Source organism: Aromatoleum evansii, from assembly GCF_045689615.1.
GTDB lineage: Bacteria > Pseudomonadota > Gammaproteobacteria > Burkholderiales > Rhodocyclaceae > Aromatoleum > Aromatoleum evansii.
Window position 1 is genome coordinate 4,350,110 of record NZ_CP141259.1, and the last position, 24,314, is coordinate 4,374,423.

Genomic DNA, 24,314 nt, shown 5'->3' on the forward strand with positions numbered 1-24,314 from the left:
GACGTCTCAGCGCGCTCTGAGGCGGACGACGAAATCGACGACGGTGCCGACGGTCGCAAAGGAGCTGCCGTCGATCTCGTCGTCGGGCACCTCGATGCCGAAGCGTTCCTCGATCGCGTGGATGACCGCGAGCACGGCCATGGAGTCGAGTTCGGGCACGCTGCCGAGCAGCGCCGTGTCGGCATCGAATTGCAAACCACGGCCATCGAGGCTCAACACTTCGTCGAGCAGGGCCAAAACCTGTTCCTGGATGTTCAAGGCAAAAACCTCACAGCACCAACCAACACACTTTACGATCACAAGCGTCCGCAGGCTGCGGGCGCAGAGCGGCGCATTATACTTCCGGTCCGTACTCGCCCGCGCCGCCTGCATGCGAGAAAGAATGCGCAACGCCGAGCCCAGACCACCGCAATGATGCCGACCGCCCTGCTCCACGACCTGATTCGCGCCGCCGTCGCACGCAATCCCGCGCAAGCGGCGCTGACCCGCGGTGCACAAACCCTATCCTACGCGGAACTCGAAACGCAATGCGGTGCATTCGCGGCGGGACTGCTCGGACTGGGCCTCGCGCGTGCCGAACGGGTCGCGATCTACCTCGAAAAACGCTTCGAGTTCGTCGCCGCCGCCTTCGGGACGAGTGCCGCCGGCGGGGTGTTCGTGCCGGTCAATCCGCTGCTGAAGGGCGAACAGGTCGGGCATATCCTGCGCGACTGCAACGTGCGCGTGCTGGTGACGAGCGCCGAACGCCTGCCGCTGCTGCAGGCGGTGCTCGCGCAATGCCATGACCTGCGGCAGATCGTGCTGGTCGGCAATCCGGCGGAGCTGCCGACCGTGGAAGGCGCGACCGTGCATCGCTGGAGCGATCTTGCCGCCGCCCCCCCGCGCAGCGGCCACCGCGTGATCGACACCGACATGGCGGCGATCCTGTACACCTCGGGCAGCACCGGCCGCCCCAAGGGCGTCGTGCTCTCCCACCGCAACGTCGTCACCGGCGCCCGCAGCGTCGCGCAGTACCTCGAGAACCACGCAGGCGACACCCTGCTCGCGGCGCTGCCACTGTCCTTCGACGCCGGCTTCTCGCAGCTCACGACGGCCTTCCACGCCGGCGCGCGCGCGGTGCTGATCGATTACCTGCTGCCGCGCGACGTGCTCAACGCGGTCGTGCGCGAGCGCGTCACCGGCCTCACCGCGGTGCCGCCGCTGTGGATCCAGCTCGCCGGGCTCGACTGGCCCGAGACGGTCGGGGAACACCTGCGCTACATCGCCAACACCGGCGGGCGCATGCCCTTCGAGACGCTGAAGGCGCTGCGGGCGAAACTGCCGCGCACCCGCCCCTTCCTGATGTACGGGCTAACCGAAGCCTTCCGCGCGACCTATCTCCCGCCCGAGGAGATCGACCGTCGCCCGGACTCGATCGGCAAGGCGATCCCGAACGCCGAAGTGCTGGTGCTGCGCGAGGACGGCAGCGAATGCGCGCCCAACGAACCGGGCGAACTGGTGCAGCGCGGCGCCCTCGTCGGCATGGGCTACTGGAACGATCCAGAAAAGACCGCCGAACGCTACAAGCCCCTGCCCGCGGGCATCGGCGGACGCGAGACGGGGCTGCAGATACCGGAGATCGCGGTGTTCTCGGGCGACACGGTGCGCCGCGACGAGGAAGGCTTCCTGTACTTCATCGGCCGCCGCGACGAGATGATGAAGACGTCGGGCTACCGGGTGAGTCCCACGGAGGTCGAGGAGATCATTTACGGCACGGGCCGCGTCGGCGAATGTGTCGCCTTCGGCCTGCCGCATCCGGCGCTCGGTCAGGCGATCTGCGTGGTCGCCACACCCGCGCCGGGGAGCACGCTCGACCCGGCCGCGCTGCTCGCCGACTGCCGCAGCCGCATGCCCGCCTACATGGTGCCGGCGCGCATCGAGGTCCGCAGCGGCCCGCTGCCGCGCAACCCGAACGGCAAGATCGACCGCAAGCTGCTTGCCTCCGAATACCTGCAACAGGAATCCGCGCAGTGAACACGGCCAAACCCGCTCCCGTCCACGCCCCGATGACGCAGTTCCCAATCCGCGACGGCGAGCTGATCGTCGGCGGCGTGCCGCTCACGCGCCTTGCCGCGCGGGTCGGACAGACGCCCTTCTACGCCTACGACCGGCAACTGCTGGACGCGCGCGTGGGCGAACTGCGCGAGGCGCTGCCCGATGCGATCGACCTGCACTATGCCGTGAAAGCCAATCCGATGCCTGCGCTGGTCGGGGTCATGGCCGAACTCGTCGACGGACTCGACGTGGCCTCGGCCGGCGAGCTGCGCATCGCGCTCGACGCAGGCTGCCCGCCGGCCGACATCAGCTTCGCCGGCCCCGGCAAGCGCGACACCGAGCTCGAACAGGCAGTCGCGGCCGGTGTGCTGCTGAACGTCGAATCGGCAGGCGAGCTGCGTCGGCTCGCGGACATCTCCGCCCGCCTCGGCTGGCCGGCGCGCGTCGCGCTGCGCGTGAATCCCGACTTCGAGCTGAAGAGCTCCGGCATGAAGATGGGCGGCGGCCCCAAGCCCTTCGGTGTCGACGCCGAGGCGGTGCCGGAGCTGCTCGCCGAGGTCGGCTGTCTCGGGCTCTCCTTCGAGGGCTTCCACCTCTTCGCGGGCTCCCAGAACCTGCGCGCGGAAGCGATCGTCGAGGCGCAGCAGAAGAGCTTCGAACTCGCGCTGCGCCTCGCCGACGCGGCACCTTCACCGGTGCGGGTGCTGAACCTCGGCGGCGGCTTCGGCATCCCCTACTTCCCCGGCGAAACGCGGCTCGATCTAGGCCCGATCGGCGCGAATCTCGCAGAAATCGCGCACGCCGCGCAAAGCCGCATGCCCGACGCGAACCTCGTCATCGAGCTGGGACGCTACCTCGTCGGCGAAGCGGGCATCTACGTCAGCCGCGTCGTCGATCGCAAGGTCTCGCGCGGACAGGTCTTCCTCGTGTGCGACGGCGGCCTGCACCATCACCTCTCGGCCTCGGGCAACTTCGGCCAGGTCATCCGCAAGAACTATCCGACGGCGATCGGCAATCGCGCCGACGCAACGGCAACCACGGTGACGACGGCGGTCGGGCCGCTGTGCACGCCGCTCGACCTGCTGGCCGAGCGCATGCCACTGCCCGACGCACAGGTCGGCGACCTCGTGGTGATCTTCCAGTCCGGCGCGTATGGCGCGAGCGCGAGCCCGCAGGCTTTCCTGGGGCACCCGGCGGTGGTCGAGGTGCTGGTCTAGCAGGGTCCCAGACCGACGCGCATCGAAACCACGAGATCCTCGGTCGAGCTGCAAAGGCTGTAGCTGGCGTCCTGGACGATGGTATGCACCTTGTACGTGTAGTTCGCGCCCTGACCGTAGCTGTAGCGCACCTGCGTGCCGGAACCGTTGCCGGTCACGGTCCAGGTACCAACCTGCTTGGTCGGGTCAACCGGGTCGGTCTGCCCCTTCTTGTAGTCGATCAGGGCGCCGCCCGCCTGATGAAACTCCTGCCATCGATCCGTGCCGCGCGTGGCGCACAGCGTCTTGCCCGCCAACAGCGTACTTAGCGCAGCGGCATCCGTTATCTGGGAGGTCGACGTGCACGCGGCCTCTGCCATGGCGGGCATCACCGCAAGCGACAGGATGACGGGTACAAACAGGAATTTCATGACGATCCTCCAGGGGCGAACGTTACCGTCAGGCGAGCGCGACAAGGTGGAAACCAAATCAGTGTAGACGTGCCCTGATCGCTTCGCTGGCGTGACGCCTGGCACGAGTGCAATCGGTCACGCCGATTGTCCGCACGTGGCGAGCGGTCGATAATACGAAGCAGTCCTTTCGCGGCGGCAGTGGCGCCCGCCCCGTCCGCCCTCCGCCGGAGCACGCCTTGCCAGCTTCCGCCCCCGTTGCGCGAAATCGCTATGCGGCCGCGACGCTCGCGTGGGCGCTGTTCGTGCTCTACGGCAGCCTGGTGCCGCTCGATTTCCAGCCCCGGCCCGATGCCTGGCAGGCCTTTCTCGCGACCCCGTATCTCTCGCTGGGGGTGGCGTCCCGCGCGGACTGGGTGGCGAACATCCTGCTGTATCTGGTCCTCGCCTACCTCGCAACGGGAGCAATCCAGGACGACAGGCGGGCACCACGAATCCTGCCCCTGGCTGCGGCCTTGAGCGCCAGCCTCGCGCTCGCGGTGGGCATCGAGTTCCTGCAACTCCATTTCCCGCCGCGCACCGTCTCGCTCAACGATCTGGTGGCGGAATTCCTCGGCACCGGCCTGGGTTGCGGCCTGTGGTTCGCATCGGGACGTCGCCTCGGCGCGATGTGGGACCGCTTCGTCGACGGCGGGACGCACAGCCTGCGCGCCCTGCTCGCGCTGTACGCAATCGGCTATGTTGCCTTCAGCCTCTTCCCCTACGACTTCCTCGTTTCCAAGGCAGAACTCGTCACCAAGCTGGCCACCAACGGGGCCCTTGCGCTCGGCCCTGCCGCCGGATGCGGCGCGGGTCTCGGTTGCGGCACCAAGCTTCTCGCCGAGGCCATGCTGGCGATGCCGTTCGGTGCGCTGCTGGTGATCGGGGCAGGCTCCTCACGCCGGGTGCGGACTGGCGCAATCGGGGGCTTCGGCGCGGGGGTGTGCCTCGGCCTGGCGATCGAACTCATGCAGATCCTGCTCGCCTCGGGCACGACACAGGGGATCTCGGTGCTCACGCGCGGGCTCGGCGCGGCGTGGGGTGCATCCCTCGCGCGGAGCGCCATCGCGGGGCGACTACGTATCGAACCGGATGCTGCCCGCCGCGTGGTGTTTCTGGGCGCGCCGCTTTACCTGCTGCTGGCGCTCGCCCTCAACGAAGTGCTGCCCCTGCGACTCCAGCCGTTGTGGGCAGCAAATGAAAAACTCGCCGCACTGCGCTTCCTGCCTTTCTACTACCACTATTACACCTCCGAAACCGCGGCGGTGCGCAGCGTGCTCGCGATTGCCGGAAGCTACGCTCCGATCGGCCTCGCTGCCGCCCTCGCCTATCCCGGTCGACGGCGAGCGGCCCGCGCGGCGATCCTGCTCGCAGTCGCCCTGTGCCTCGGCATCGAAGTCCTCAAGCTCTTCACCGCCGCCAAGCACCCAGACCCGACCAATCTCCTGATCGCAGGCGCGAGCGTGTGGCTCGTCCATGCCCTGGCGAGCCGGGTGTTGCGCCGCGTGCAGGACGCCAGCGCCACCGCCGCGCCATCGCTCCCCCGCGGACCGACCCCGCTGTGGCGTTTCGCCCTCGGTGTCGCGCTCCCGGTCGCGGCGCTCGGCGCCGTGGTCGCCGCGACCCGACCGCCTGCGTCCTGGTCGCCCGCCGACAACGGCGCGCACACCACCTTCCCGCCCCCCGAAGCCCTGCCGGCGTTATCGCTGCCGGGCTTCCGCGACGCCCATCCGCGGCTTCCGCACCCCTCGGCGGCCAATCTGGCGCAACTTGCGGCGCGCAATCCGGGCTACCTTGCAGCGCGGCGCAATGCCGCAGGGGGAGGCAAGGGGCCGGTCGATGCCGTCGCCTTCGCAGCCCTGGCCGCCCCCGGCAGCCAGGATCTCGGCCTGCTGCACCGCCGGCTGATGGACGTGCGCTTCACCGACCGCGGCGACGACCAGGTCAAGACGCTCGCGCTCGCCTACGACTGGCTGCACGCACAGTGGAGCTACGCCGAGCGCATCGCCCTGCAGGACAAGCTCGGCGAGGGCTGCCAGTACGTCATCGACTTCATCCGCCACGAACGCCTCTCCCCGTACAACGCCATCCTCTACAACAGCCCGCTGCAGGCGTTGATGGCGTGCTCCATTGCCCTGTACCGCGAACACCCGCGCGGCGACGCCCTCATGGCCTTCACTCACGACCTGTGGACGCGGCGCGTGCTGCCGGTGTGGCGCCAGGTGTTCGGCACGCACGGCGGCTGGCACGAAGGCGGCGAATACGTCGCGGTCGGCATCGGCCAGGCGGTCTACACGCTCCCCGCGATGTGGCTCGCCGCGACCGGCGAGGATCTCTTCACGTCCGAGACCGGCCTGCGCAGCTTCCTCGACTTCCTCGTCTACCGCACGCGCCCCGACGGCACCCAGATCCGCTCGGGCGACGCAAGCAACCTGCAGCGGCACCCGCCCGACGCCGCGCCGCTCGCCCTGCACTACCGCCACGCCGCGGCCTATGGTCTTGCCGCAGCGCCGGTCGCCCCGACGCCCACCGGCTGGCCCTGGGGCCCGCTGTCCGACGCCACGCTCACTGACTCTGGCGCCGTCGCGGCGCTCCCCCTGTCACGGCGCTTCGACGGCATCGGCCTGATCGTCGCCCGCAGCGACTGGACCCCCGACGCCACCTACGTCACGTTCAAGGCCGGCGACAACTTCTGGTCGCACAGCCATCTCGACCAGGGCGCCTTCACCATCGACAAGGGCGGCCCGCTCGCCATCGACAGCGGCATCTACGGACCGCGCTACGGCTCGGACCACCACATGAACTACGCCTACCAGACCGTGGCTCACAACGCCCTCACGGTCACCGATCCAGCCGACGATGCCCCCCTCCCGACCCCGGAGGGCCTGCGGCCCATCGCGAACGACGGCGGCCAGCGGCGCGTCGGCTCCGGCTGGCACGTCGCCCCGGCACCGATCGACCGCGACGAATGGGAACAGGCGCGCGAGCTCTATCACACCGGGCGCATCGCCCGATTCCTGGACGAGGATGCGCTCACCGTCGCGGTCGCCGACCTCACCCCGGCCTACACGAACACCCACTCCGCCCGTGGCGAAGCTTTACACCGCAGCCGTCGCGTCGAACGCGCGTGGAGGGTGTTCGGCTACGACCGGATCGACGACGTCGTCGTGATCTACGACGACGTCCGCGCCACCGACCCAGCCTTCCGCAAACGCTGGCTCCTGCACGCCAACTCGGCGCCGGAGGTCGGCAACGAGGGCTTCGTCGTCAGTACGCCGCCGCGCGGAGCGGCCCGGACGGGTGGCCGACTCGAGGCCCACGTGCTGCTCCCGCAGGAACGCCGCCTGCTGACCACGGGCGGGCGCGGATTCGAATTCTTCGTCGATGGCCGCAACTACGACGAAGAAGGCAAACTCGTCGAAGCGATGCGTCGTCCGCCTCCGGCGCCGGAGGCGGGAGGCTGGAGGGTCGAACTCATGCCCGCGCACGACGCCCTTGAAGACCGCTTCCTCGTCGTCCTGCTGCCGACCACCGCGGAGACGCGCCCCGCCCATCGCGTGCGTCTGCTGCAACGGGGCGGCGAGGTGGGCTGCGAGATCGCGGGACCGCGGCGCACGACACGCTGGTGGTTCACACCCGGGCAACTCGGCGCGCGCATCGAGATCGGCGATGCACCATCGGCCAAGACATACGACCTGCTCGATGACAGCGCGTCGCCTGCGGCCGCGCCCCAAACGTGGTTGGAGACCTTGGTCGACCGCCTCTTCGCCACGCACTGACCCGCTTCCACGCGGCTTTCACCCGCGCAGAAGGACGTCCCGACAGTGTGAAATGTCACTGCCCAATCGATCACGGGCTGGGAGAATGCATTTTGTCGGGTCTCCGCAGTCGAAGTGCGGACGCCCGCCGCGGCGTGTTCATCGCGTCGAAAGCAGGCAGTGTCACCACACGATTTGCGCATCAACTGAACGCGAGGCCCCGCCGGGAGTTGATCCAACCGATGAATGGCCTGAAGGAACTCTGCGCCTACCGCGAGCTGATCGCCGTGCTCGCGTGGAAGAACATCGCCGTGCGCTACAAGCAGGCCTACCTCGGCATCGCCTGGGCCGTGCTGAAGCCTGTGACGCTGATGCTGATCTTCACGCTGGTGAAGAGCTTCGTCGGCATCGACAGCGGCGACATTCCCTACCCGATCCTGACCTTCGCCGCGCTGATGCCCTGGACCTTTTTCCAGGAATCCGCTTCCGATGGCGTCAACAGCGTGGTCGGCAACACCGCCCTGATCAAGAAGATCTACTTTCCGCGCGAGATCTTCCCGCTGACCTCCGTGGTAACGAAACTGGTCGAACTCGGCATCAACTTCCTCATCCTCGCGTGCCTGATGGCCTGGTATGGCATGTCACCCAGCGTTCACTTCCTCTGGGTGCCGGTCATCATCGGCTACACCGTACTCGCCTCGCTCGCCGTTGCATTTGCCGGTGCCGCGATCAACGTCTATTACCGCGACGTCGGCCAGGCCCTCCCCGTCCTGCTGTCACTCCTGATGTACGCCTCGCCCGTCATCTATCCGCTGCAGTTGGTCAAGGACAAGCTGCTCGTCCAACAGGCCGCCGGAGACTGGTCCGGACTGCTTTACACCCTGTACACCCTGAACCCCCTCGCCGGCATCATCGACGCCTTCCAGAGCGTCGTGCTCCGCGGCCAGCCCCCCGACCTCGGCGCGATGGTGCCCGGCGTCATGCTCGTCGCCGTGCTGCTGCCGTTCAGCTACCTGTACTTCAAGCGCGCGGAAAGCTATTTCGCCGACGTCATCTGAGTTCCGCACATGCCAGTCATCGAAGTCGAACATCTCACCAAGGAATATCGGCTCGGCGCACTGCAAAGCCTCAAGCAGACGGTCATGAACGCCGGCGCCCGCCTTGTCGGCCGGCCGGTGCCCGAACGCCCGCTGTTCAAGGCACTCGACGACGTCAGCTTCAGCATTGAACAAGGCGAGGTCGTCGGCATCATCGGCCACAACGGCGCTGGCAAATCGACGCTATTGAAGATGCTGGCGCGCATCAGCACCCCGACACACGGATCGGTAAAAGTCCGCGGCCGCATCGCACCACTCATAGAAGTCGGCGCCGGCTTCGTGGCCGATTTCACCGGACGCGAAAACGTCTACCTCAACGGCGCGATCCTCGGCATGTCGAAGCGCGAGATTGATCGCAAGTTCGACGAGATCGTTGATTTCGCCGAGATGGCGGAGTTCATCGACACCCCTGTGAAGCGCTACAGCTCAGGCATGCAGGTGAAGCTCGCATTCTCAGTTGCGACTAGCGTCGAGTGTCAGCTCCTGATCGTTGACGAGGTGCTTGCCGTCGGCGATCTATCCTTTCAGCGGAAGTGCTTCGACAGAATGGAAGAACTCATCAAGCGCCAAGGGAAGACTGTCCTGTTGGTAAGCCATAACATCAGGCAGGTCGAACGCCTGTGCACGCGCGTGGTACTAATGGAACACGGAAGGATTAACTTGGATGGCCAACCGCGGCACGTCTGCAATCGCTTCTACGAGGTCAGCGACAAACAGATCCACGATCATAGGCTCCTATGCACGACCAGCAGGACACAATCGAGCGGGGACGTGGAACTCCTTACCATCGAACTCCGTGACCGAACGGGGAGAAAAATAAGCACAGTCGAGCATGATCAGGAAGTGGAATTCCGCATCGTCTACAGAACCGTCACGACGCTGTTGGCCCCAGTATTTGGAATCGGAATCCACACTACGGACTTCCTCTACCTAGCGACGAGTCAGAGCATCGGAAGGATTTCGATCGAAACCCTGGCGCCAGGGACGTACACATTGAGCTACCGGATCAAGAAATTTCCCTTCCTTCCGGGCGTCTATTCGCTCAGGCTTGGCGTAGCCTTGGCAGAATCGTTTCAACCAATTTTCTACACAGAGAATGCGTTTCCGATACAGGTAGCCACCACCACAATAAACCGCGCCATCGTATCTGAACAGGGTGAAGGTTTTGTGGAGATGAATGGTGAGTGGAATTTCGAAAAGAGCACGGCGCAAGACGACACCGCCAACACGATTTCGGCATAGCACGAATGTCTCATAACTTGCTGCAATCCCCATACTCCATAAACAGAGAACAGACTCATGGGCACGACAACGCCACAAGACGACCAATTCCATGCGCTACTCAAAGAATATTCCTATCCATTATCCCTGGAAGGAGAAAATACGGCCTCTAGGACACTTCGGCTAGTTGGCAAGAACAAGCGGGTGCTTGAACTTGGCTGTTCGGTCGGAACGCAATCAAAAGTCTTGAGGCACGATCTAAATTGTGATGTGACCGGCATCGAGATCAACCCGTCGGCCGCCGAGCAGGCGAGACGCTACTGCTCCAGGGTAATTGTGGGCAATTTGGACGAACTGGATTTCCGCCCCCTGTTTCCGCAGGAGAAATTCGACGTAGTACTGTGCGCCGACGTACTCGAGCATTTGTACAACCCTACATCACTTCTCTCAAGAGTAAAGCCACTTATTGACACAAACGGATATCTTATAGCATCAATCCCAAATATTGTTCACATCGCAATTCTTCTCGAAATGCTACACGGCAAATTCGATTACAAAAACAATGGAATTCTCGACAACTCTCACATTCGCTTCTTCACGAGAAAAACAATAATTACCTCATTTACCGAAGCAGAATTTACGATTGCCCTACTGGAGCGCAGCTATGCACGCGAGAACGAAACGGAGTTCGACCTAAGAAACACAATCAATAACGCCAGCCGCATTATCGAATACATCCGAACCAATAATGAGGAATGTTTCACTTATCACTTCATTGTAAAGGCAACTCCAAGCCAATCCTCTAGAGAAGAACTTTCTATCCTGAACGCACACATGGAGAACTCGTCGCTAATAGCCCTAGCCACAGACAAAGAGCGTGAACTAGCAAAGCTTGAAAGAAGAATAAATGAACTTCAATCAAATCTGACCTGGCTCGAAAACAAAACACCAGTCCGCATCGCAAGATGGATTATGTCGTTAATCCATAACAAGTCGCGCAACCTCACAAGCACAAAAGCAACATAGCACAGTAACGACAAAGAGAAGCGCCTTATCGCCTAAGGATAGAACACCATCAACCTACTTGACTGAACAGCAATTAACATTCAAACGCAATCCGAAATGCCAACACACCCCCTTATTTGCTGCGTCGTATATTCGAATGAACCGATAGATCATGCATGCGCATTGCTTAGGGTCAGGCAACCGTTCGGCAGACTACTCGCCCTAACAGCGATAAAGTGGCATACAAGTCTCAACGCACGGAACGCCACAGCAGACCCTGCGCAACTTGAGAGAAATGACGTTATCGTCGTACAAAGGACCTTTCCATCAGTCAAAAATCGGCACTCTCTTGACGCAATTTTGCGATCAAAAAGACCGATAATCTACGAGACTGATGATTTACTAGATGACTTGCCTGCTAATCACCCATACGCATACTATTCGAGAGAAAACCGCATTATCTTGACGGAATTCGTGCAGCGTTGTGATGTGATTCAGGTATCGACCGAACCGCTCGCCGAGGCATATCGGCAATACAACCCGAATGTCCGCGTCGTGCCGAATTTTCTGGATCCGATTCACTGGTTCTCCAGGAACCCGACGACAAGGCGCGCAGACACCGGCCCAGTGGTAATCGGCTTCTTCGGCACGGGCACGCACAAGCCGGATCTGGCCATCGTGGAGGATGCACTCGCGCGGCTTGCCCAGAAACATGGAGATGCCGTTGCATTCCGTTTTTTCGGCTGCGTGACCCCCGCTCTGCAGGCGCTGCCCGGCAGCACATACATCGACGGGTGGTGCACGTATGACCAGTTTCCACAGGTTATCGCTCGCGAGCGCATCGACATCGGAATAGCTCCGCTCCTGAACAACCCACTGAACCGCTGCAAGAGTGACCTGAAATGGCTTGAGTATTCGGCCCTGCGGATCCCCGGTGTGTTTTCGGCGGTCACTCCCTACACACGCAGTGTTCGGGACGGCGTATCCGGGCTCGTCGTGTCCAATGACCCCGAGTCATGGTTCACCGCACTCGATCACTTGATTATGGACGCGGATCTTCGCCGACGCATTGCCGATGCGGCACACGCCGAGGTACGGGCCACACGCACACTGGATTCGGGCGCTTCGCTATTTCTCGACACATTGCGCGCTGCGGCAGCGATCAGACCGGATTCCAGCCGCGCCGACCGTGTGTGGGACATGGTAATGCATTACGAGGACATGCTCGCCGAACAGGCGAGTCGGTTGAGCAAAGCGGAGTCAGATCTGGCGTGGCTGGAAGGCCGGCTTCCACACCGTGTCGTCAAGGGCCTGCGCCGGCTGTTCTGATCTGCGCTACGGCTTGCCCAAGTAGCGCCTGTTGAAGCGCCACCAGCCCGGCTTGAGCACCTCGTCACGCAGTTCCTCGCCAAGACGCCCCATCCGTCGACGGAAATCGAGCGGATATTCGCGAAACACCGGGTGAAAGATCCGACTCCCCCACGGCAAGGCGAGGTGGGTGAGGATGCTGCGCAGCGGCACGTCGCGGGTTTCTGAATTCAGGGCGCGCGCCAGCAGCGGCGCATCCCGCGTGGAGGGATCGTCACCCCACCAGGGGTTGTAGGGATGTGCCGTGCAGAACGGTACGCCAAAGATCTGTGCGTAGATGGGGATTTTGTACTCGAGAAAACCCAAGTCGGGGTTGTGGATGCCCGCGTAACGCTCGAGGAATGACCGCGGCAGGCACACGACTATGAATTCGCCGCACAGGGGTTCCGCAGAGAATCCGTGGGTCTGCCGGACGAAATCGACGAAGCGGAAATACTCCGCGCGTTCCGGCGAGCCCTCGCGGATGTACCACCACCAGGGATCCACCTCCCGTACCGGTCGCAGGCCCGAGAACAGCATTTCCCCTTCCTGCACGCCGGCAAACAGGCCTTCGAGGCGACCGAATACCAGCATGTCCCACTGCGCGATGAAGAGGCTATCCCAGGCGAGATCGACGCCGCGCTTGCGGTACCAGTGCACGATCATCTGGTCGCCGTGATACCACTTCCAGTGGGCATCGCGTGGCTGGTCGAAGACGTAAAAGTCGTCGAGATACTGGCCGAGCCGCTCGCGGAACAGCGGGGCCTTCGCCGGGTCGCCGCCGTACAGCCCATACACCTTGGCATGGGGATTCCGGCGCCGCAGGACGACGAGACGGTTCTCGCAGAGCTCGGGTTCCTTGTAGAACCAGAATAAGACCGCTAGCTTCAAGGATCACCCAGTCGAATGTCACGGGGCACCCGGCGCGTTCACGAGGCCGCGCCGAAGCAGGCGGAATCTGCCGGGCAGTAGGTAAAGTAGCACGTTCGCCGGCTGCGCTTCGTGAGAAAGTACAGTTCTCCAGGTGTTCGACACTTGCGATGAAAATTGATCCGATCTCGTCCGCACTTCATCGCCGCGGCGGCTCGCACGGCCCCGTGGTGCTGATGTACCACTCCGTGGAGACCACCGGCGGAACCCCGGCTTGGCCGTGGGCCGTGTCGGCGCGTCGGTTTGCCGCGCAGCTCGATTTCCTGAAGGACGAGGGCTACGCGACGCCCACGGTGGCGGAGTTGGCTGCATACGCCCAGCCGCCGGCGGGGCGGACCGCCGTGATCACCTTTGACGACGGCTATGCGAACAACCTGGCGGCGTGCGAGGCGCTGCACGCGCGTGGGATGCGTGCGACGTGGTTCGTCGTAACGGGTTCGCTCGGGTGCACGCCGAGCTGGCCGGACGACGGCCGACCGGCGGGGTGCCTGCTGACTGCGCCGGAGTTACGCGAGATGCAGGCGGCAGGCATGGAGGTCGGCTCTCACACGGTGAACCACGCGCGCCTGCCGACGTTGGACGACGACGCGATTGCGCGCGAACTGCGCGACTCGCGCAGCGCCCTGGAGGATGTGCTGGGCGCCGCCGTATCGAGCTTCGCCTATCCCTACGGCGCATGGGACGCGCGCTGCGCCGACGCCGTGCGCAGTGCGGGCTATGCCGTGGCGTGCACGACGCGCACTGGTTGGGCACTGAGGGACGGCAATCCGTATTCGGTGCGCAGGCTGACGGTGTTCAACCACGACACAACCTCCAGCCTCGCACGCAAGCTCTACTTCGGCGGTCACGAGGTGGCCTGGCCGGACGTGGTGCGCTGTGCGCTGCGTCGGCTGCGAGCCTGAGCATGCCGGCCGAACGCCCCGTTCCCACCGTTTCCGTGGTGATGCCATGTTTCAACGCGGAGCGGCACCTGCCGGCGAGTGTCGGGAGCCTTCTCGCGCAGTCTTTACCCGACTGGGAACTGATCGCCGTCGACGACGGCTCGCGCGACGGCACGCTGGCGTGGCTGCGCGGCGTGTCGGATCCACGCATCCGTGTTCACGCGCAGTCAAATCAGGGCGTGAGCGCGGCGAGAAATGCGGGGCTCGCCCTTGCTCGTGGCGATCTCGTCGCCTTCCTCGACGCAGACGACACCTGGGCAGCAGATTTTCTCGCAAGAATGGCGACTGCGCTGGAGGCCAACCCGCACGCCGTGCTCGCATATTGCGGATGGCAGAACCTGGGGCTACCCGGCGGCCGCGGCCAGCCGTTCGTACCGCCGGACTACGAGCGACCGGACAAGCAGGAGCAACTCTTCGCCGGCTGCCGCTGGCCCGTGCACGCGGCGCTGACGCGCCGCGACGCGGTGCTCGCGGCCGGCGGGTTCGACCATAGCCTGACGAACGCGGAGGACTATGCGCTATGGTTGAAACTCGCCACCGCGCGCCCCATCGTCAGAGTGCCCGAAGTGCTGGCGTTCTATCACTTTCACGACGGCGTGCAGGCGTCGTCGGATCGTGCCCGCGCCGCGCTGCAATTGCTGCGGGCGCAAGAACGCTATCTGGAGGCGCACCCGGCTTTTCTCGCCACTCTGGGACGCGATCGAAGCCGCGAGTTGCTCTTCGGCAACCTGCTGCGGACAGGTTATGCCGCGTACTGGAAACGCGATCTGACGGCGGCGCGCGCGATCTTCAGGCGCGCGATGCGGGCGGGTTTCGGAACTCGGCGCGACTGGATCTACCTTCTGCCGGCCCTGCTGCCCATCGGCGTGCACAGAGCACTGCTGAATGCCTTGTCACGGGACGCGCGAACCGGCCACACAAACGGAAGCTGCTCGCAATGAAGCTGACCTTCGCCTTCTGCACGTACAACCGCGCACGGCGCCTGGACCGCCTGGTGCGGGCGATGCGCGCACAAGCCAGCCCGATTCCATTCGAGATCCTGGCCGTGAACAACAACAGTACCGACGACACGCCTGCGGTGCTGGACCGCCTCGCCGCCGAACCCGGCGCTCCACTGAGAGTCGTGACGGAGACGCAGCCGGGCATCGTCCCTGCGCGCAATCGTGCGATCGAGGAAACCTTGGGGAGCGACATCCTGGTGTTCATCGACGACGACGAGTTGCCAAAACCCGGTCTTCTCGCCGCAGTCGTCGGCGCGATCTGCGACGAAGGCGCTGAGTGTGTGGGAGGGAAAGTCCAGGTCGACTTTAGCGAACACCCCCGCCCCCCATGGCTGGAAGACGACCTTCTTGGTTTTCTGGCCGAAGTTGACCACGGCTCAGAGGCGATCTGGATTAACGACACAAACACGCCGATCTGGACTGCCAACATCGCCTACGCCACGGAACTCTTTCGGTCCGATCCTCTCCTGAGATTTGATCCGCGATATAACCGGGTTGGTGCAGACGTTGGTGGAGGGGAAGATGGAATCATGTTTCGGACCCTTCTTGATCGAGGCGCACGAATCCGCTACCGGCCGGACATGAAGGTGCTCCACGCGGTAGATGACTGGAAATTGAGGCGGAGCTACTTCCTCAAGTTGCATTATCGCGCGGGCGTACGGTGCGGCCGCTATCAGTTGCCGACCTACGCGCGCACCCTATTCGACGTACCACCGTTCCTCCTTTCCCAGCTCGTGCGTCAATTCTCAAGAGCCATCGGAATGCAGCTCATGCAAAGGCCGGGCTCGTTACGGCAAGCAATGAATGCAACGAATGCGCTTGGTTGCCTCGTTGGCTACAGGCGACGCAAACAAACGCAATCCTGAATGAATTCACCCGTGCGTCGTCGGGGCGAAAGCAGACATGGACTCGCGCCCCTTACGCAGCTCCTTGACCCACCCGTTCTCGGGCGTGACCCACGCCCTCGACTCAATCGAGATCGCCCGCTTAGAGTTGTCCGACGCGATCCAGAATCCGCACAAGACTTGCATTGGGCGCAAAAGGCAACCAGACACAGGGAGTGGGCACTCCCCCGCATTGAGGACAGGAGGGTCAACCGATGCGCACCGGACTACATCGGCTCAAAGACAAAATGCTACTTGTCAGCCCGCACAAACTGGTATCGCTTCGAACCCGAAGCGCCTTTTCCTCCCGGATCAAAATCGGCTTCGGCCCAATAAAAACCGGCGAGAACGACTTGAATGTCCGCGCATGGAGAATTGACCCTATCGTATCTGAAATAAACCGTACCAGCTCCAAGTACATAGCCGACATTTACTTCGAAGGTGACGACCTAAGACGCTTTGACATCGTCATCGTCGTAAAGGTCTACGGCGACGCGGTCATCGCGGAACTGCGCAAGTCTCAAGGGAAGCAGACGGTAATTTTCGACATCGTTGACAATCCTCATGGCTGCAAGAGAAATTTCTACGACGACGTGGAGTTCCATGAACTCCTCAAGGGCGTCATCATTTCCAGCCCCTTGCAACTTTCTCGGTTTGAGAGAAACAACGTTTCGACCTGCCTGATCGAGCATCCGGTAATCAGCCGAATCCAGAAAGCAGATTATTCGGCAACCGGCGACCAAATCACGATCATCTGGCAGGGGTACCAATTTAACAGGGGAGGCATCGTCGGCCTAGAGTCTGCAGTTGAACGCGCCTCGCGCCAGTCGGGGGCGACACTAAAACTCGTCTATCATACCAACTTGCCAGCCTCGGACGATGGCAAGGTGCAATACCTCCCCTGGACACACGAAAATGCATTCTCAGCGTTAATCACTGCAGACATCGCAGTTGCAGCGCGCGACAACCATCAAACATACCAAGCAGAGAAACCGTCGACGAAGGTCATCATGTACATGGGCGTTGGACTTCCCCTGATCTGCAATCCGACTGCCGCCGATGAGCTGGTGATCGAAAATGGCAAGACGGGGTTTCTCGCACGCGACGACGATGAGTGGGTCGAACTGTTGAGCACATTGGCGCTGGATGCTGAACTCCGCGAAAGCGTTGGCAGAGCCGCCTACAATGCGGCCAGTAGTAGTTTCTCTGTTTCCACGATAACGAAGAAGTATCTTTCCTTTATCGACTCGGTTCATCAAAGATCATCTACAGGCGTTCTCCAAGAAGTCTTCTAACGGGAAACGTCAGATGTAGCCAAGTAATGCTCTGCATTTGAATTGGTAATCACGGATGGCAGCGATGGCAGCACGAGTTTGCTACTACCTCGGGACATACGAGGACTGGGGCGGCGCGAGCCGCGCCCTGCTGAATTTCGTCGTGCGTGTCAATCGCGACAAATTCGATCCGCTGGTGGTCGTCACTGAGCGGGGAGCATTGGTCGGCACCCTGAGCCAGAAAGGGATTGCAACAGCCATTTGTCCGAAGCACGACTGGAACGGCAACCCATTCAGGTTTGCGCTGGACGTCATGCGCAGCATGTTATTTCTGCGACGCCACAAAGTTCACCTGATCCACATGAATATTGGGTCGATGGGCTGGAAACCACCCGAAGTGGTAGCCGCCCGATTACTGCGAATTCCTTTGATCATGCACTTTCACATGGTCGATCCCGACCCGACACCGTTCATAAAGCATGCACGGCACATCATCGCAGTATCAGAGTATGTGGCCACCCACTCGCAGTTCGGGACCAGCCGCGTGAAGGCAATACACAACCTCTCGGATCTGGAGCGATTTACCCGTGGGCATTCGGTTCGCGACGAGCTCGGGCTCGCCGATAGCGATCTCGTCGTGGGGTTTCTGGGCCACGTCAAACGCCTCAAGGGAATTGACCTGTTTCTTCGCCTTGCTGCGGAGATCGAACGGCCGGACGTGAAGTTTCTGATTGCAGGCGAGATGATGGAAACGGATCCAGCGTTCGCGGCGCACTTCAATGGAATTATTACGAGCGACCCTAGAATCCGCTACCTGGGCTACCGGACCGATCCCGAGAATATCTATGCGACAGCGGACGTGTTGATCATGCCAACTCAATGCGAGGAAGCCTGCGCGATGGTGCTGTTCGAAACGGCAGCCGCCAGGAAGCCGATCATTGCGTCGCGCACGGGCGGCACGCCGGAGATCATTCAGGATGGCATTAATGGGCTGCTGTTCGACCGAGAGGATTTCGACACGCTGAAGCGCCATACCTGCTGGCTCCTGGATCACCCCGAGGAACGACTCAGACTCGGGAACATGGCTTTTGAGGTCGTGCAAAGCCGGTTCACGGATCAGCCAGTGCGTGAACTTGAGCGCATCTACACGGAAGCGCTGAACGGTAACGGCAGTCCCCCCGAAGGCGGCAAAGAGCTCACATCGCTCTCGGGCGCCGACTACAAGTAGAGGGAACGATGTCGCTAGCGGTCCTCGCCAAGCTGCCGAAACTGCTCGATCCCGAGATTCGCGACAAGAACCTGCGAGCCTTGGGGTGGCGGGCGAAAGAGGCGATCTGGTCAATCACGCGGCCGGCAATGCCCGATCCGGTATTCGTGATCGGCTGCTCGCGCTCGGGAACGACGGTGACCTTCGAGACGATCGCGGCATCGGGGGATTTCCTGCACTTCGATTTCGAGATTCCGCAGCTCTGGAACGGGCTGCATGGGCCGCTGAACAACGGCTGGGACTCGGAGGCCGCCACGGCGGACAATGCACGGCCAGAGCACCGCGACCGCGTGCTGGCGTACTTCTACGCACGGCTCGGCGCGGGGCCGGTGCTCGACAAGACTTGCATCAACACGCTGCGCGTGCCGTACCTGCATGCCCTGTTCCCGCAGGCGCGCTTCGTGTTCATCCAGCGCGACGGCCGCGACAACGTCAGCTCGATGATGGACGGCTGGCGCATGGGGCGCACCGATGGGGGCTTCGGGCTGGCGCAATTCTTCGGCCCGTCGCCCGAGCCGGTTGCGATAAACGGCGGGGAGTTCCGCGAGTGGCACTTTTTCCTGCCGCCGGGATGGCGCGAGTTCAACCACGCAAGCCTCGAGGAGGTGTGCGCCTTCCAGTGGACCACTGCGAACCGCCTCGCGCTCGACGCGGCGCGTGCGATTCCGCCGGAGCAGTGGATCGGCCTGCGGTACGAGGACATCTTCGAACGCCCCGTCGACATGTTTCGCGAGGCGTTCGAGCGCCTGGAGGTGCCATTCGATGCGCAGACCGCGCAGCGGTGCGCGAACCTGGTGTCGCGGCCGACGAGCATCGTGAAGGGGGCACCGCAGAAGCAGAAGTGGAAGGAACACAATCCGGGCGCGGTCGAGCGGATCCTGCCGATGATTGCTCCGCTGATGCGCGAAATGGGGTACGACCCGGATGACTGAAGCGCCGACGGTCAGCGTCGTCATTCCCGCCTACAACGCGGCCTGGTGCATCGAGCGGGCCGTACGCAGCGTGCTCACACAGACGTATCGTGAGGTCGAGCTGATCGTGGTCGATGACGGCAGCACGGACGGGACGGCCGAGGTGCTGGCGCGCTTGGCGACGGGCCTGCGGCTGCTCGCGAAGCCCAATGGCGGCCTGAGCAGTGCGCGCAATGCGGGGGTCGCCGCGGCGCGGGGGGCCTACGTGGCGTTCCTCGACGCGGACGACTGGTGGGAAGCCGACAAGCTGGCGCGCCAGGTGGCGCTGATGGAGGCGCAGCCGGAACTGGCGTTTTGCTCGACGGCGGCGCGGATTGCCGATCCGGAGGGGCGTTACGTGGGCGACTGGCCCTGCGGCTGCAGTGGGCAGCCCGTGCTCGACGCCATCTTCGAGGCAAACGGCTCGATCGCCGGCAGCGGCTCGGCGGTGATGGCCCGGGCGGACGCGCTGACGCAGGCGGGTCCGTTCGACGAGAGCCTGCCCAGCCTCGAGGACGTCGATATGTGGATGCGCCTGGCGGCCATCGGCGGGTATGCGTGCGTCGCGGAACCACTCGTCGTCATCACCAAACGCCCGGACAGCATGAGCCGCAACCTTAACGTGATGCGCGACGCAGCGCGGCGCGTGATGCGCAAGAACCGCCACCTGCTGCCACCCGAGAAACGCGGCGCGTTCTGGCGCCACGCCTATGCGGGCATGCTGTCGGACTACGCCAAGTGGGCGTGGCGCACGCAGCGGCGCGGGCAGGCGCTGCGCGACCTGCTGACCGGTCTGTGCATCGCGCCCATCAGCCGCGGCCGGCTGATGGCAGGCCTGCTGCTGGCGATGCTGAGCAACCGGACGGTGTAGCCATGCCGGGCGAACCGCTGCGCATCACGGTCCTGATCTGCACCTACAATCGTGCCGAATTGCTCGGACGTGTCATCGAGTCGCTGAACGCCGCGCAGAGGCCGGACGATGCTCAGGTCCGCCTCTTTGTCGTCGCCAATGCCTGCACGGACGGCACCCATGCACTTCTGGACGCATACGGTGCGACGCCGGGACGCCTCCCGCTGGAGTGGATCGACGAGCCGACCCCGGGAAAGTCGCACGCGCTCAACCGCGCACTGCCGATGCTCGAAGATCCGGTCGTGGCCTTCGTGGACGACGATCACCGGGTGGACTCCGGCTATCTGTGCGGCATCGCGCACGCGGCGCGGACGTGGCCGCAGGCGGGCCTGATCTGCGGGCGCATCCTGCCCGACTGGGACGGCACCGAACCGGACTGGGTGCACGACGACGGCCCCTACCGCATCTATCCGCTGCCCGTGCCCCGCTACGACCAGGGCGACACTCCGATGCGCGTCGATCTGGACGGCAACATCCCAGGCGGCGGCAATCTTGTTGCGCGGCTCGAGGTGTTGCGCACCACCGGCCCCTTCCTCACCGAGCTCGGCCCGACCGGACATGACCTGGGGGGCGCGGAGGATCTGGAGTGGGTTCGCCGCGCGATGCGCACGGGCGCCGTGCTGCAATACGCGCCGGAGATCGTCCAGTATCACTACGTCGATGGCGAGCGCCTCACGCTGTGGTACCTGATGCGCAAGGGCTTCCAGCGCTCGAAGTCGGTAATGCGCTTCCGGCGCACGGAGAGCGGTGTGCCGCTGTACATGTGGCGCAAGGTCACCGCCTATGCGGGCGGCTGCGCGCTCGCGTTGCGCTCGCAGGTGCGGCGCTTCTATCTCGTGCGGCTTGCGTCGGCCTTCGGCGAGATGAGCGGCATGCGCGAGGCTGCGCGACACCGGCGCAGGCGTGCTCGCCTGCCTTGGCTGCCGGTCCAGAGCAGCCTTGCTTTGGCCGGCACACTCGGGCTTGGCGGCTTCGGACTAGCCGCGCAACTCGCATGGTCGAGGATTGCCGACGTGCTGTTGCCGGCATTGGTGGTCGCCACGCTGGTGACGCTCGCACTGATCATGAAGTCGGTGATCGATTTCTCGCAAACCGGACCGCAACTGCGCGAGGAAATCGTGCGCCGTTACCGCGCGTACTTTCCATTCGCGATGACTCGACTGGGCGTGTGGTCGCTGACCATCGGTCTCTTCTGCACGCTGCCGGGCGCCGTGGTCGCGGCAGCCGGGGCCGATGTGCTCGGGGTGCCGCACGAGCCATGGCGCGCCGCGGCCGGAGGCCTGCTGTCCATGGCCCTCATCGGCACCTACGTCACCTGCCGAACCCTGGTGCATAACCCGGGGCTCATCGTCGCATCCTGGCAATATCGCACCGACCGCCTACACCGCCTGTGGAACCGCCTGTCAGCACAAGGCCTGCGACGCGCAGCGCTCGCCGGCACCGCTGCGATCGCGACGCTGTTCGCGGGGCTCGTAATCGCCCTGGTCCTGTCGGGCCACGGCGACTCTGCCGCCGCCCTCACCAGCCTGGGCGTCGGTTATTGGGGCCTGATGGTGTTTGCGCTGTGGGAACCCGAAGGTGACATCGCGGCGCCGCGCCCCGGAGGACGACCGAACCTGATCCTGATCGGCTCCGACACACTGCGCGCCGACCGCGTCGGCACGCAGCGAAAGGGGCAGCCGCTGACGCCGCATATCGACGCACTGGCGCGACGCGGCACGCACTTCCAGAACTGCTACGTGCCCTGCGCGAGAACTGCGCCCAGCCTGATCTCGCTGCTCACCGGGACCTGGCCGCACACGCACGGGATCCGCGACAACTTCGTCGCGACCGACGAGACGCAACTGGAGGTCCAGGCCCTGCCCACGATCCTGCGCGCGCTGGGCTATCGCACGGCCGCCGTCTCCGACTGGTGCGGCGCAGACCTGGGCAAGTTCTCGCTGGGGTTCGACGTGCTGGATCTGCCCGAGGACCAGTGGAACCTGAAGTTCCTCATCCGCCAGGGCCCGAAGGACATCCGCCTGTTCCTGTCGCTGTTCCTGCACAACCGCGTCGGCCGTCTGTTGCTGCCCGAAGTCCATTACCTGAGCGGCGCACCGCAGACGACCCAGCTCGGACAGCGCACCCGCCGGCTGATTTCCCGGCTCGCGAGCACGTCCGAACCGTTCCTGCTCAACGTCTTCTATTCAACGACCCACCCTCCGTTCGCCTCGGAGTACCCGTACTACCTGCGCCATGCGGACCCCGATTATTCGGGGGCATCGAAGTTCGCCATGGCGCGCCTGACCGACCCCTTCGAGATCATCCGGCGGCAGGGCGAACCGCGCGAGGAATTCGACCTCGACCAGATCCTCGCGCTGTACGACGGTTGCGTGTCGCAATTCGACGACGAAGTCGGGAAGCTCATGAACCATCTGGCCGCAACGGGGCTTGCGGAGAACACCATCGTCGTGCTGTACAGCGACCACGGCATGGAGTTCTTCGAGCACGACACCTGGGGGCAGGGCAATTCGGCCGTGGGCGACTTCAGCGCGCGCGTGCCGCTGGTGGTCGCGGATCCGCGGATGAACCACCCCGTAAGGGTCGATCAGGTGGTCCGCTCGATCGACGTGCTGCCCACCCTCCTCGACCTGCTCGCCGCGCCGTCGGTGCGCTGTGACGGCGTGTCGCTCACGGCAACGATGCAGGATCCGCACCGCGAGTTGCATCTGAAAGGATTCAACGAGACCGGCATCTGGATCGCCCGCGTACCCGGCCTGCCCCACGACCACCTGAACTACCCGGAACTGCTGGAGCTTCTGGACATCCCTAACGAGGCCAGCGGGTCGCTGTCGATCAAGGACGAATTCAAGGAACTCGTGGTGATCGCCAAGGACCGCATGATGCGCGACGGGCGATGGAAGCTAGTCTATCAGCCACTGGAGAGCGGGATGCGACTCACCTTGTTCGATCTGGATACCGATGCCGACTGCACGCGCGATTTGTCGGCGGAACACCCCGAATTGGTCGCACGGCTGTGGCAGGAGCTGCAGAGCTGGATCGAGCGCGATCCGGTTGCGCGGCGCCATCTGCGGACGACGGCAGCCCCCACCGCGATCTCTATTCCGGCTTTTTCTCCTGACCTGTCTTGAAGGACTCGATCCAGCGGCGCTGGATTTCTTCGGGCGGGCAGAAACGGCAGGAGCGAGCGTTTGCATCGGTCACGGCCTTCCCATTCTCCGCCGATTGAGACCCGGCCTCGGCCGCCGACTCCGACTGGGCATCCACGGCAATGACCGGTTCCTGCAGGTCGAGATTGAGGGGCTCAGGCAACGCGGGTTCGCCTGAGCTGTCAGGTGGAGCCGTCGGCGGAACCGGGGCCTGCACATCGCGGGCAGGCGGCTCGGGGAAGGGCTCCTTCCCCCCCAATTCGAGATAGCGCTTCCGCAGCAGCTTGGATTCTGGGTTGTGCTGCAGGCCGAGCGCTACCGTATCACGGGCCGCAGTCCGCTGCCCGCTTTCCTCCTGGAGCAACGATAGTTCGCTATACGCTTTGGCCTCACTCGGATCAAGGGAGAGCGCACGCTGAAATTCTTGTGCCGCAACTCGCGTCTCACCCCGCAGTTTCAGAACGAGTCCCTTGTCGACATGCACCTTCGGCAAGATCCGGGATCCCGACGGTACTGCACGAATGACGTAGTCGCAGCCTTGAAGCGCTTGTCCCGTGTTGTAGTTAAATGAACTCTTGTCACCAATACTTCGGATGGCACGGTAGCGGAACCGCACACAATCACACCAATGATGAGTATGCCCCCAACCGGCCTCTGGCTCGAGACTTTCCATGTATCCCCTGTCCCTCCCTCCGAAAACAAGGGCAGAACACAAAGACACCTCTTGCGGTGTTGCAGCGAAAGCTTCGACTGCCTGACTTTTCCCGCACATCAGACCAAACAGCAACATCGCCAGGGACGTATTTAGGAAAAGATACTTCATACCGGTTTACCCTGAAAGTTAATGACGCCTAACTCGTGCCCGGAACAGCAGGACAGTCCCGCACGGTTCTAGATGTTG

18 protein-coding genes and 1 pseudogene are annotated in these 24,314 nt (G+C 63.5%); 15 read left to right on the plus strand and 4 right to left on the minus strand.

Features of this window, described 5'->3' with window-relative positions:
• Positions 1 to 6: 6 nt before the first annotated feature.
• Entirely contained in the window at positions 7 to 258 is a 252-nt protein-coding gene (locus U5817_RS20410) for an acyl carrier protein (protein WP_407278601.1), read from the minus strand.
• 153 nt (positions 259 to 411) lie between these two features.
• Here U5817_RS20410 and U5817_RS20415 point away from each other — a divergent pair, with 153 nt between their 5' ends.
• Together U5817_RS20415 and U5817_RS20420 are read left to right on the plus strand one after the other, a co-directional pair.
• The gene (locus tag U5817_RS20415) at positions 412 to 2,013 is read left to right on the plus strand and encodes an acyl-CoA ligase (AMP-forming), exosortase A system-associated (protein ID WP_407278602.1); all 1,602 of its coding nucleotides are present in this window, start codon (positions 412 to 414) and stop codon (positions 2,011 to 2,013) included.
• Positions 2,014 to 2,045: 32 nt separating this feature from the next.
• Positions 2,046 to 3,251, plus strand: coding sequence for a pyridoxal-dependent decarboxylase, exosortase A system-associated (locus U5817_RS20420; RefSeq protein WP_407281112.1), 1,206 nt, complete (start codon positions 2,046 to 2,048; stop codon positions 3,249 to 3,251).
• Here the strand turns inward: U5817_RS20420 and U5817_RS20425 are convergent.
• On the minus strand, positions 3,248 to 3,661 hold the full coding sequence (locus U5817_RS20425) for a hypothetical protein (protein ID WP_169125958.1): 414 nt from the start codon (positions 3,659 to 3,661) through the stop codon (positions 3,248 to 3,250). The two genes, U5817_RS20420 and U5817_RS20425, sit on opposite strands and share 4 nt — an antisense overlap.
• 218 nt (positions 3,662 to 3,879) lie before the next feature.
• Here U5817_RS20425 and U5817_RS20430 point away from each other — a divergent pair, with 218 nt between their 5' ends.
• The 5 genes from U5817_RS20430 (at position 3,880) to U5817_RS20450 (ending at position 12,089) form a co-directional block, all read left to right on the plus strand.
• Positions 3,880 to 7,458, plus strand: coding sequence for a VanZ family protein (locus tag U5817_RS20430; protein WP_407278603.1), 3,579 nt, complete (start codon positions 3,880 to 3,882; stop codon positions 7,456 to 7,458).
• A 221-nt stretch (positions 7,459 to 7,679) separates the two neighbouring features.
• Positions 7,680 to 8,495 (plus strand): ABC transporter permease, encoded by an 816-nt coding sequence (locus tag U5817_RS20435; protein ID WP_407278604.1) that lies wholly within the window; start codon positions 7,680 to 7,682, stop codon positions 8,493 to 8,495.
• 9 nt (positions 8,496 to 8,504) lie between these two features.
• Complete coding sequence (locus U5817_RS20440; protein ID WP_407278605.1) at positions 8,505 to 9,776, plus strand: ABC transporter ATP-binding protein; 1,272 nt, start codon at positions 8,505 to 8,507, stop codon at positions 9,774 to 9,776.
• Positions 9,777 to 9,833: 57 nt separating this feature from the next.
• Entirely contained in the window at positions 9,834 to 10,781 is a 948-nt protein-coding gene (locus U5817_RS20445) for a class I SAM-dependent methyltransferase (RefSeq protein WP_407278606.1), read from the plus strand.
• A 441-nt stretch (positions 10,782 to 11,222) separates the two neighbouring features.
• Positions 11,223 to 12,089: a glycosyltransferase gene (locus tag U5817_RS20450; RefSeq protein ID WP_407278607.1), complete on the plus strand. Its 867-nt coding sequence runs from the start codon at positions 11,223 to 11,225 to the stop codon at positions 12,087 to 12,089.
• A 6-nt stretch (positions 12,090 to 12,095) separates the two neighbouring features.
• On the opposite strand, the gene U5817_RS20455 is transcribed toward U5817_RS20450, so the two are convergent.
• Positions 12,096 to 12,998, minus strand: coding sequence for a hypothetical protein (locus tag U5817_RS20455; protein WP_407278608.1), 903 nt, complete (start codon positions 12,996 to 12,998; stop codon positions 12,096 to 12,098).
• Positions 12,999 to 13,147: 149 nt separating this feature from the next.
• Between U5817_RS20455 and U5817_RS20460 the strand changes: the two genes are divergently transcribed.
• The 8 genes and pseudogenes from U5817_RS20460 to U5817_RS20495 all read left to right on the plus strand — a co-directional run bounded on the left by U5817_RS20460 (position 13,148) and on the right by U5817_RS20495 (position 23,395).
• The gene (locus U5817_RS20460; RefSeq protein WP_407278609.1) at positions 13,148 to 13,939 is read left to right on the plus strand and encodes a polysaccharide deacetylase family protein; all 792 of its coding nucleotides are present in this window, start codon (positions 13,148 to 13,150) and stop codon (positions 13,937 to 13,939) included.
• A 41-nt stretch (positions 13,940 to 13,980) separates the two neighbouring features.
• Positions 13,981 to 14,244 (plus strand): annotated as a pseudogene (locus U5817_RS20465) (glycosyltransferase family 2 protein); the annotation flags it as partial.
• A gap of 671 nt (positions 14,245 to 14,915) precedes the next feature.
• Entirely contained in the window at positions 14,916 to 15,845 is a 930-nt protein-coding gene (locus U5817_RS20470) for a glycosyltransferase family 2 protein (RefSeq protein WP_407278610.1), read from the plus strand.
• Between the two features lie 233 nt (positions 15,846 to 16,078).
• The gene (locus U5817_RS20475; RefSeq protein ID WP_407278611.1) at positions 16,079 to 17,158 is read left to right on the plus strand and encodes a glycosyltransferase; all 1,080 of its coding nucleotides are present in this window, start codon (positions 16,079 to 16,081) and stop codon (positions 17,156 to 17,158) included.
• 64 nt (positions 17,159 to 17,222) lie between these two features.
• Positions 17,223 to 18,365 carry a glycosyltransferase family 4 protein gene (locus U5817_RS20480; RefSeq protein WP_407278612.1) on the plus strand — a complete coding sequence of 381 codons (1,143 nt, stop codon included), beginning with the start codon at positions 17,223 to 17,225 and terminating at the stop codon, positions 18,363 to 18,365.
• 8 nt (positions 18,366 to 18,373) lie between these two features.
• A complete protein-coding gene (locus tag U5817_RS20485) occupies positions 18,374 to 19,336 on the plus strand; it encodes a sulfotransferase family protein (RefSeq protein ID WP_407278613.1) in 963 nt (320 codons plus the stop codon).
• A complete protein-coding gene (locus U5817_RS20490; protein WP_407278614.1) occupies positions 19,329 to 20,225 on the plus strand; it encodes a glycosyltransferase family 2 protein in 897 nt (298 codons plus the stop codon). The genes U5817_RS20485 and U5817_RS20490 overlap by 8 nt, the downstream gene beginning before the upstream one ends.
• Positions 20,226 to 20,227: 2 nt before the next feature.
• Positions 20,228 to 23,395, plus strand: coding sequence for a sulfatase-like hydrolase/transferase (locus U5817_RS20495; protein WP_407278615.1), 3,168 nt, complete (start codon positions 20,228 to 20,230; stop codon positions 23,393 to 23,395).
• Here the strand turns inward: U5817_RS20495 and U5817_RS20500 are convergent.
• Positions 23,364 to 24,236 carry a tetratricopeptide repeat protein gene (locus tag U5817_RS20500; RefSeq protein WP_407278616.1) on the minus strand — a complete coding sequence of 291 codons (873 nt, stop codon included), beginning with the start codon at positions 24,234 to 24,236 and terminating at the stop codon, positions 23,364 to 23,366. The two genes, U5817_RS20495 and U5817_RS20500, sit on opposite strands and share 32 nt — an antisense overlap.
• Positions 24,237 to 24,314: the final 78 nt, after the last annotated feature.

Excerpts from the sequence above, each read along its gene's own strand:
- U5817_RS20415 (WP_407278602.1), top strand. The coding sequence starts at position 412 with ATGATGCCGACCGCCCTGCTCCACGACCTGATTCGCGCCGCCGTCGCA.
- U5817_RS20420 (WP_407281112.1), top strand. The coding sequence starts at position 2,046 with ATGACGCAGTTCCCAATCCGCGACGGCGAGCTGATCGTCGGCGGCGTG.
- U5817_RS20425 (WP_169125958.1), bottom strand. The coding sequence starts at position 3,661 with ATGAAATTCCTGTTTGTACCCGTCATCCTGTCGCTTGCGGTGATGCCC.
- U5817_RS20435 (WP_407278604.1), top strand. The coding sequence starts at position 7,680 with ATGAATGGCCTGAAGGAACTCTGCGCCTACCGCGAGCTGATCGCCGTG.
- U5817_RS20440 (WP_407278605.1), top strand. The coding sequence starts at position 8,505 with ATGCCAGTCATCGAAGTCGAACATCTCACCAAGGAATATCGGCTCGGC.
- U5817_RS20445 (WP_407278606.1), top strand. The coding sequence starts at position 9,834 with ATGGGCACGACAACGCCACAAGACGACCAATTCCATGCGCTACTCAAA.
- U5817_RS20460 (WP_407278609.1), top strand. The coding sequence starts at position 13,148 with ATGAAAATTGATCCGATCTCGTCCGCACTTCATCGCCGCGGCGGCTCG.
- U5817_RS20470 (WP_407278610.1), top strand. The coding sequence starts at position 14,916 with ATGAAGCTGACCTTCGCCTTCTGCACGTACAACCGCGCACGGCGCCTG.
- U5817_RS20475 (WP_407278611.1), top strand. The coding sequence starts at position 16,079 with ATGCGCACCGGACTACATCGGCTCAAAGACAAAATGCTACTTGTCAGC.
- U5817_RS20480 (WP_407278612.1), top strand. The coding sequence starts at position 17,223 with ATGGCAGCACGAGTTTGCTACTACCTCGGGACATACGAGGACTGGGGC.
- U5817_RS20485 (WP_407278613.1), top strand. The coding sequence starts at position 18,374 with ATGTCGCTAGCGGTCCTCGCCAAGCTGCCGAAACTGCTCGATCCCGAG.
- U5817_RS20490 (WP_407278614.1), top strand. The coding sequence starts at position 19,329 with ATGACTGAAGCGCCGACGGTCAGCGTCGTCATTCCCGCCTACAACGCG.
- U5817_RS20495 (WP_407278615.1), top strand. The coding sequence starts at position 20,228 with ATGCCGGGCGAACCGCTGCGCATCACGGTCCTGATCTGCACCTACAAT.
- U5817_RS20500 (WP_407278616.1), bottom strand. The coding sequence starts at position 24,236 with ATGAAGTATCTTTTCCTAAATACGTCCCTGGCGATGTTGCTGTTTGGT.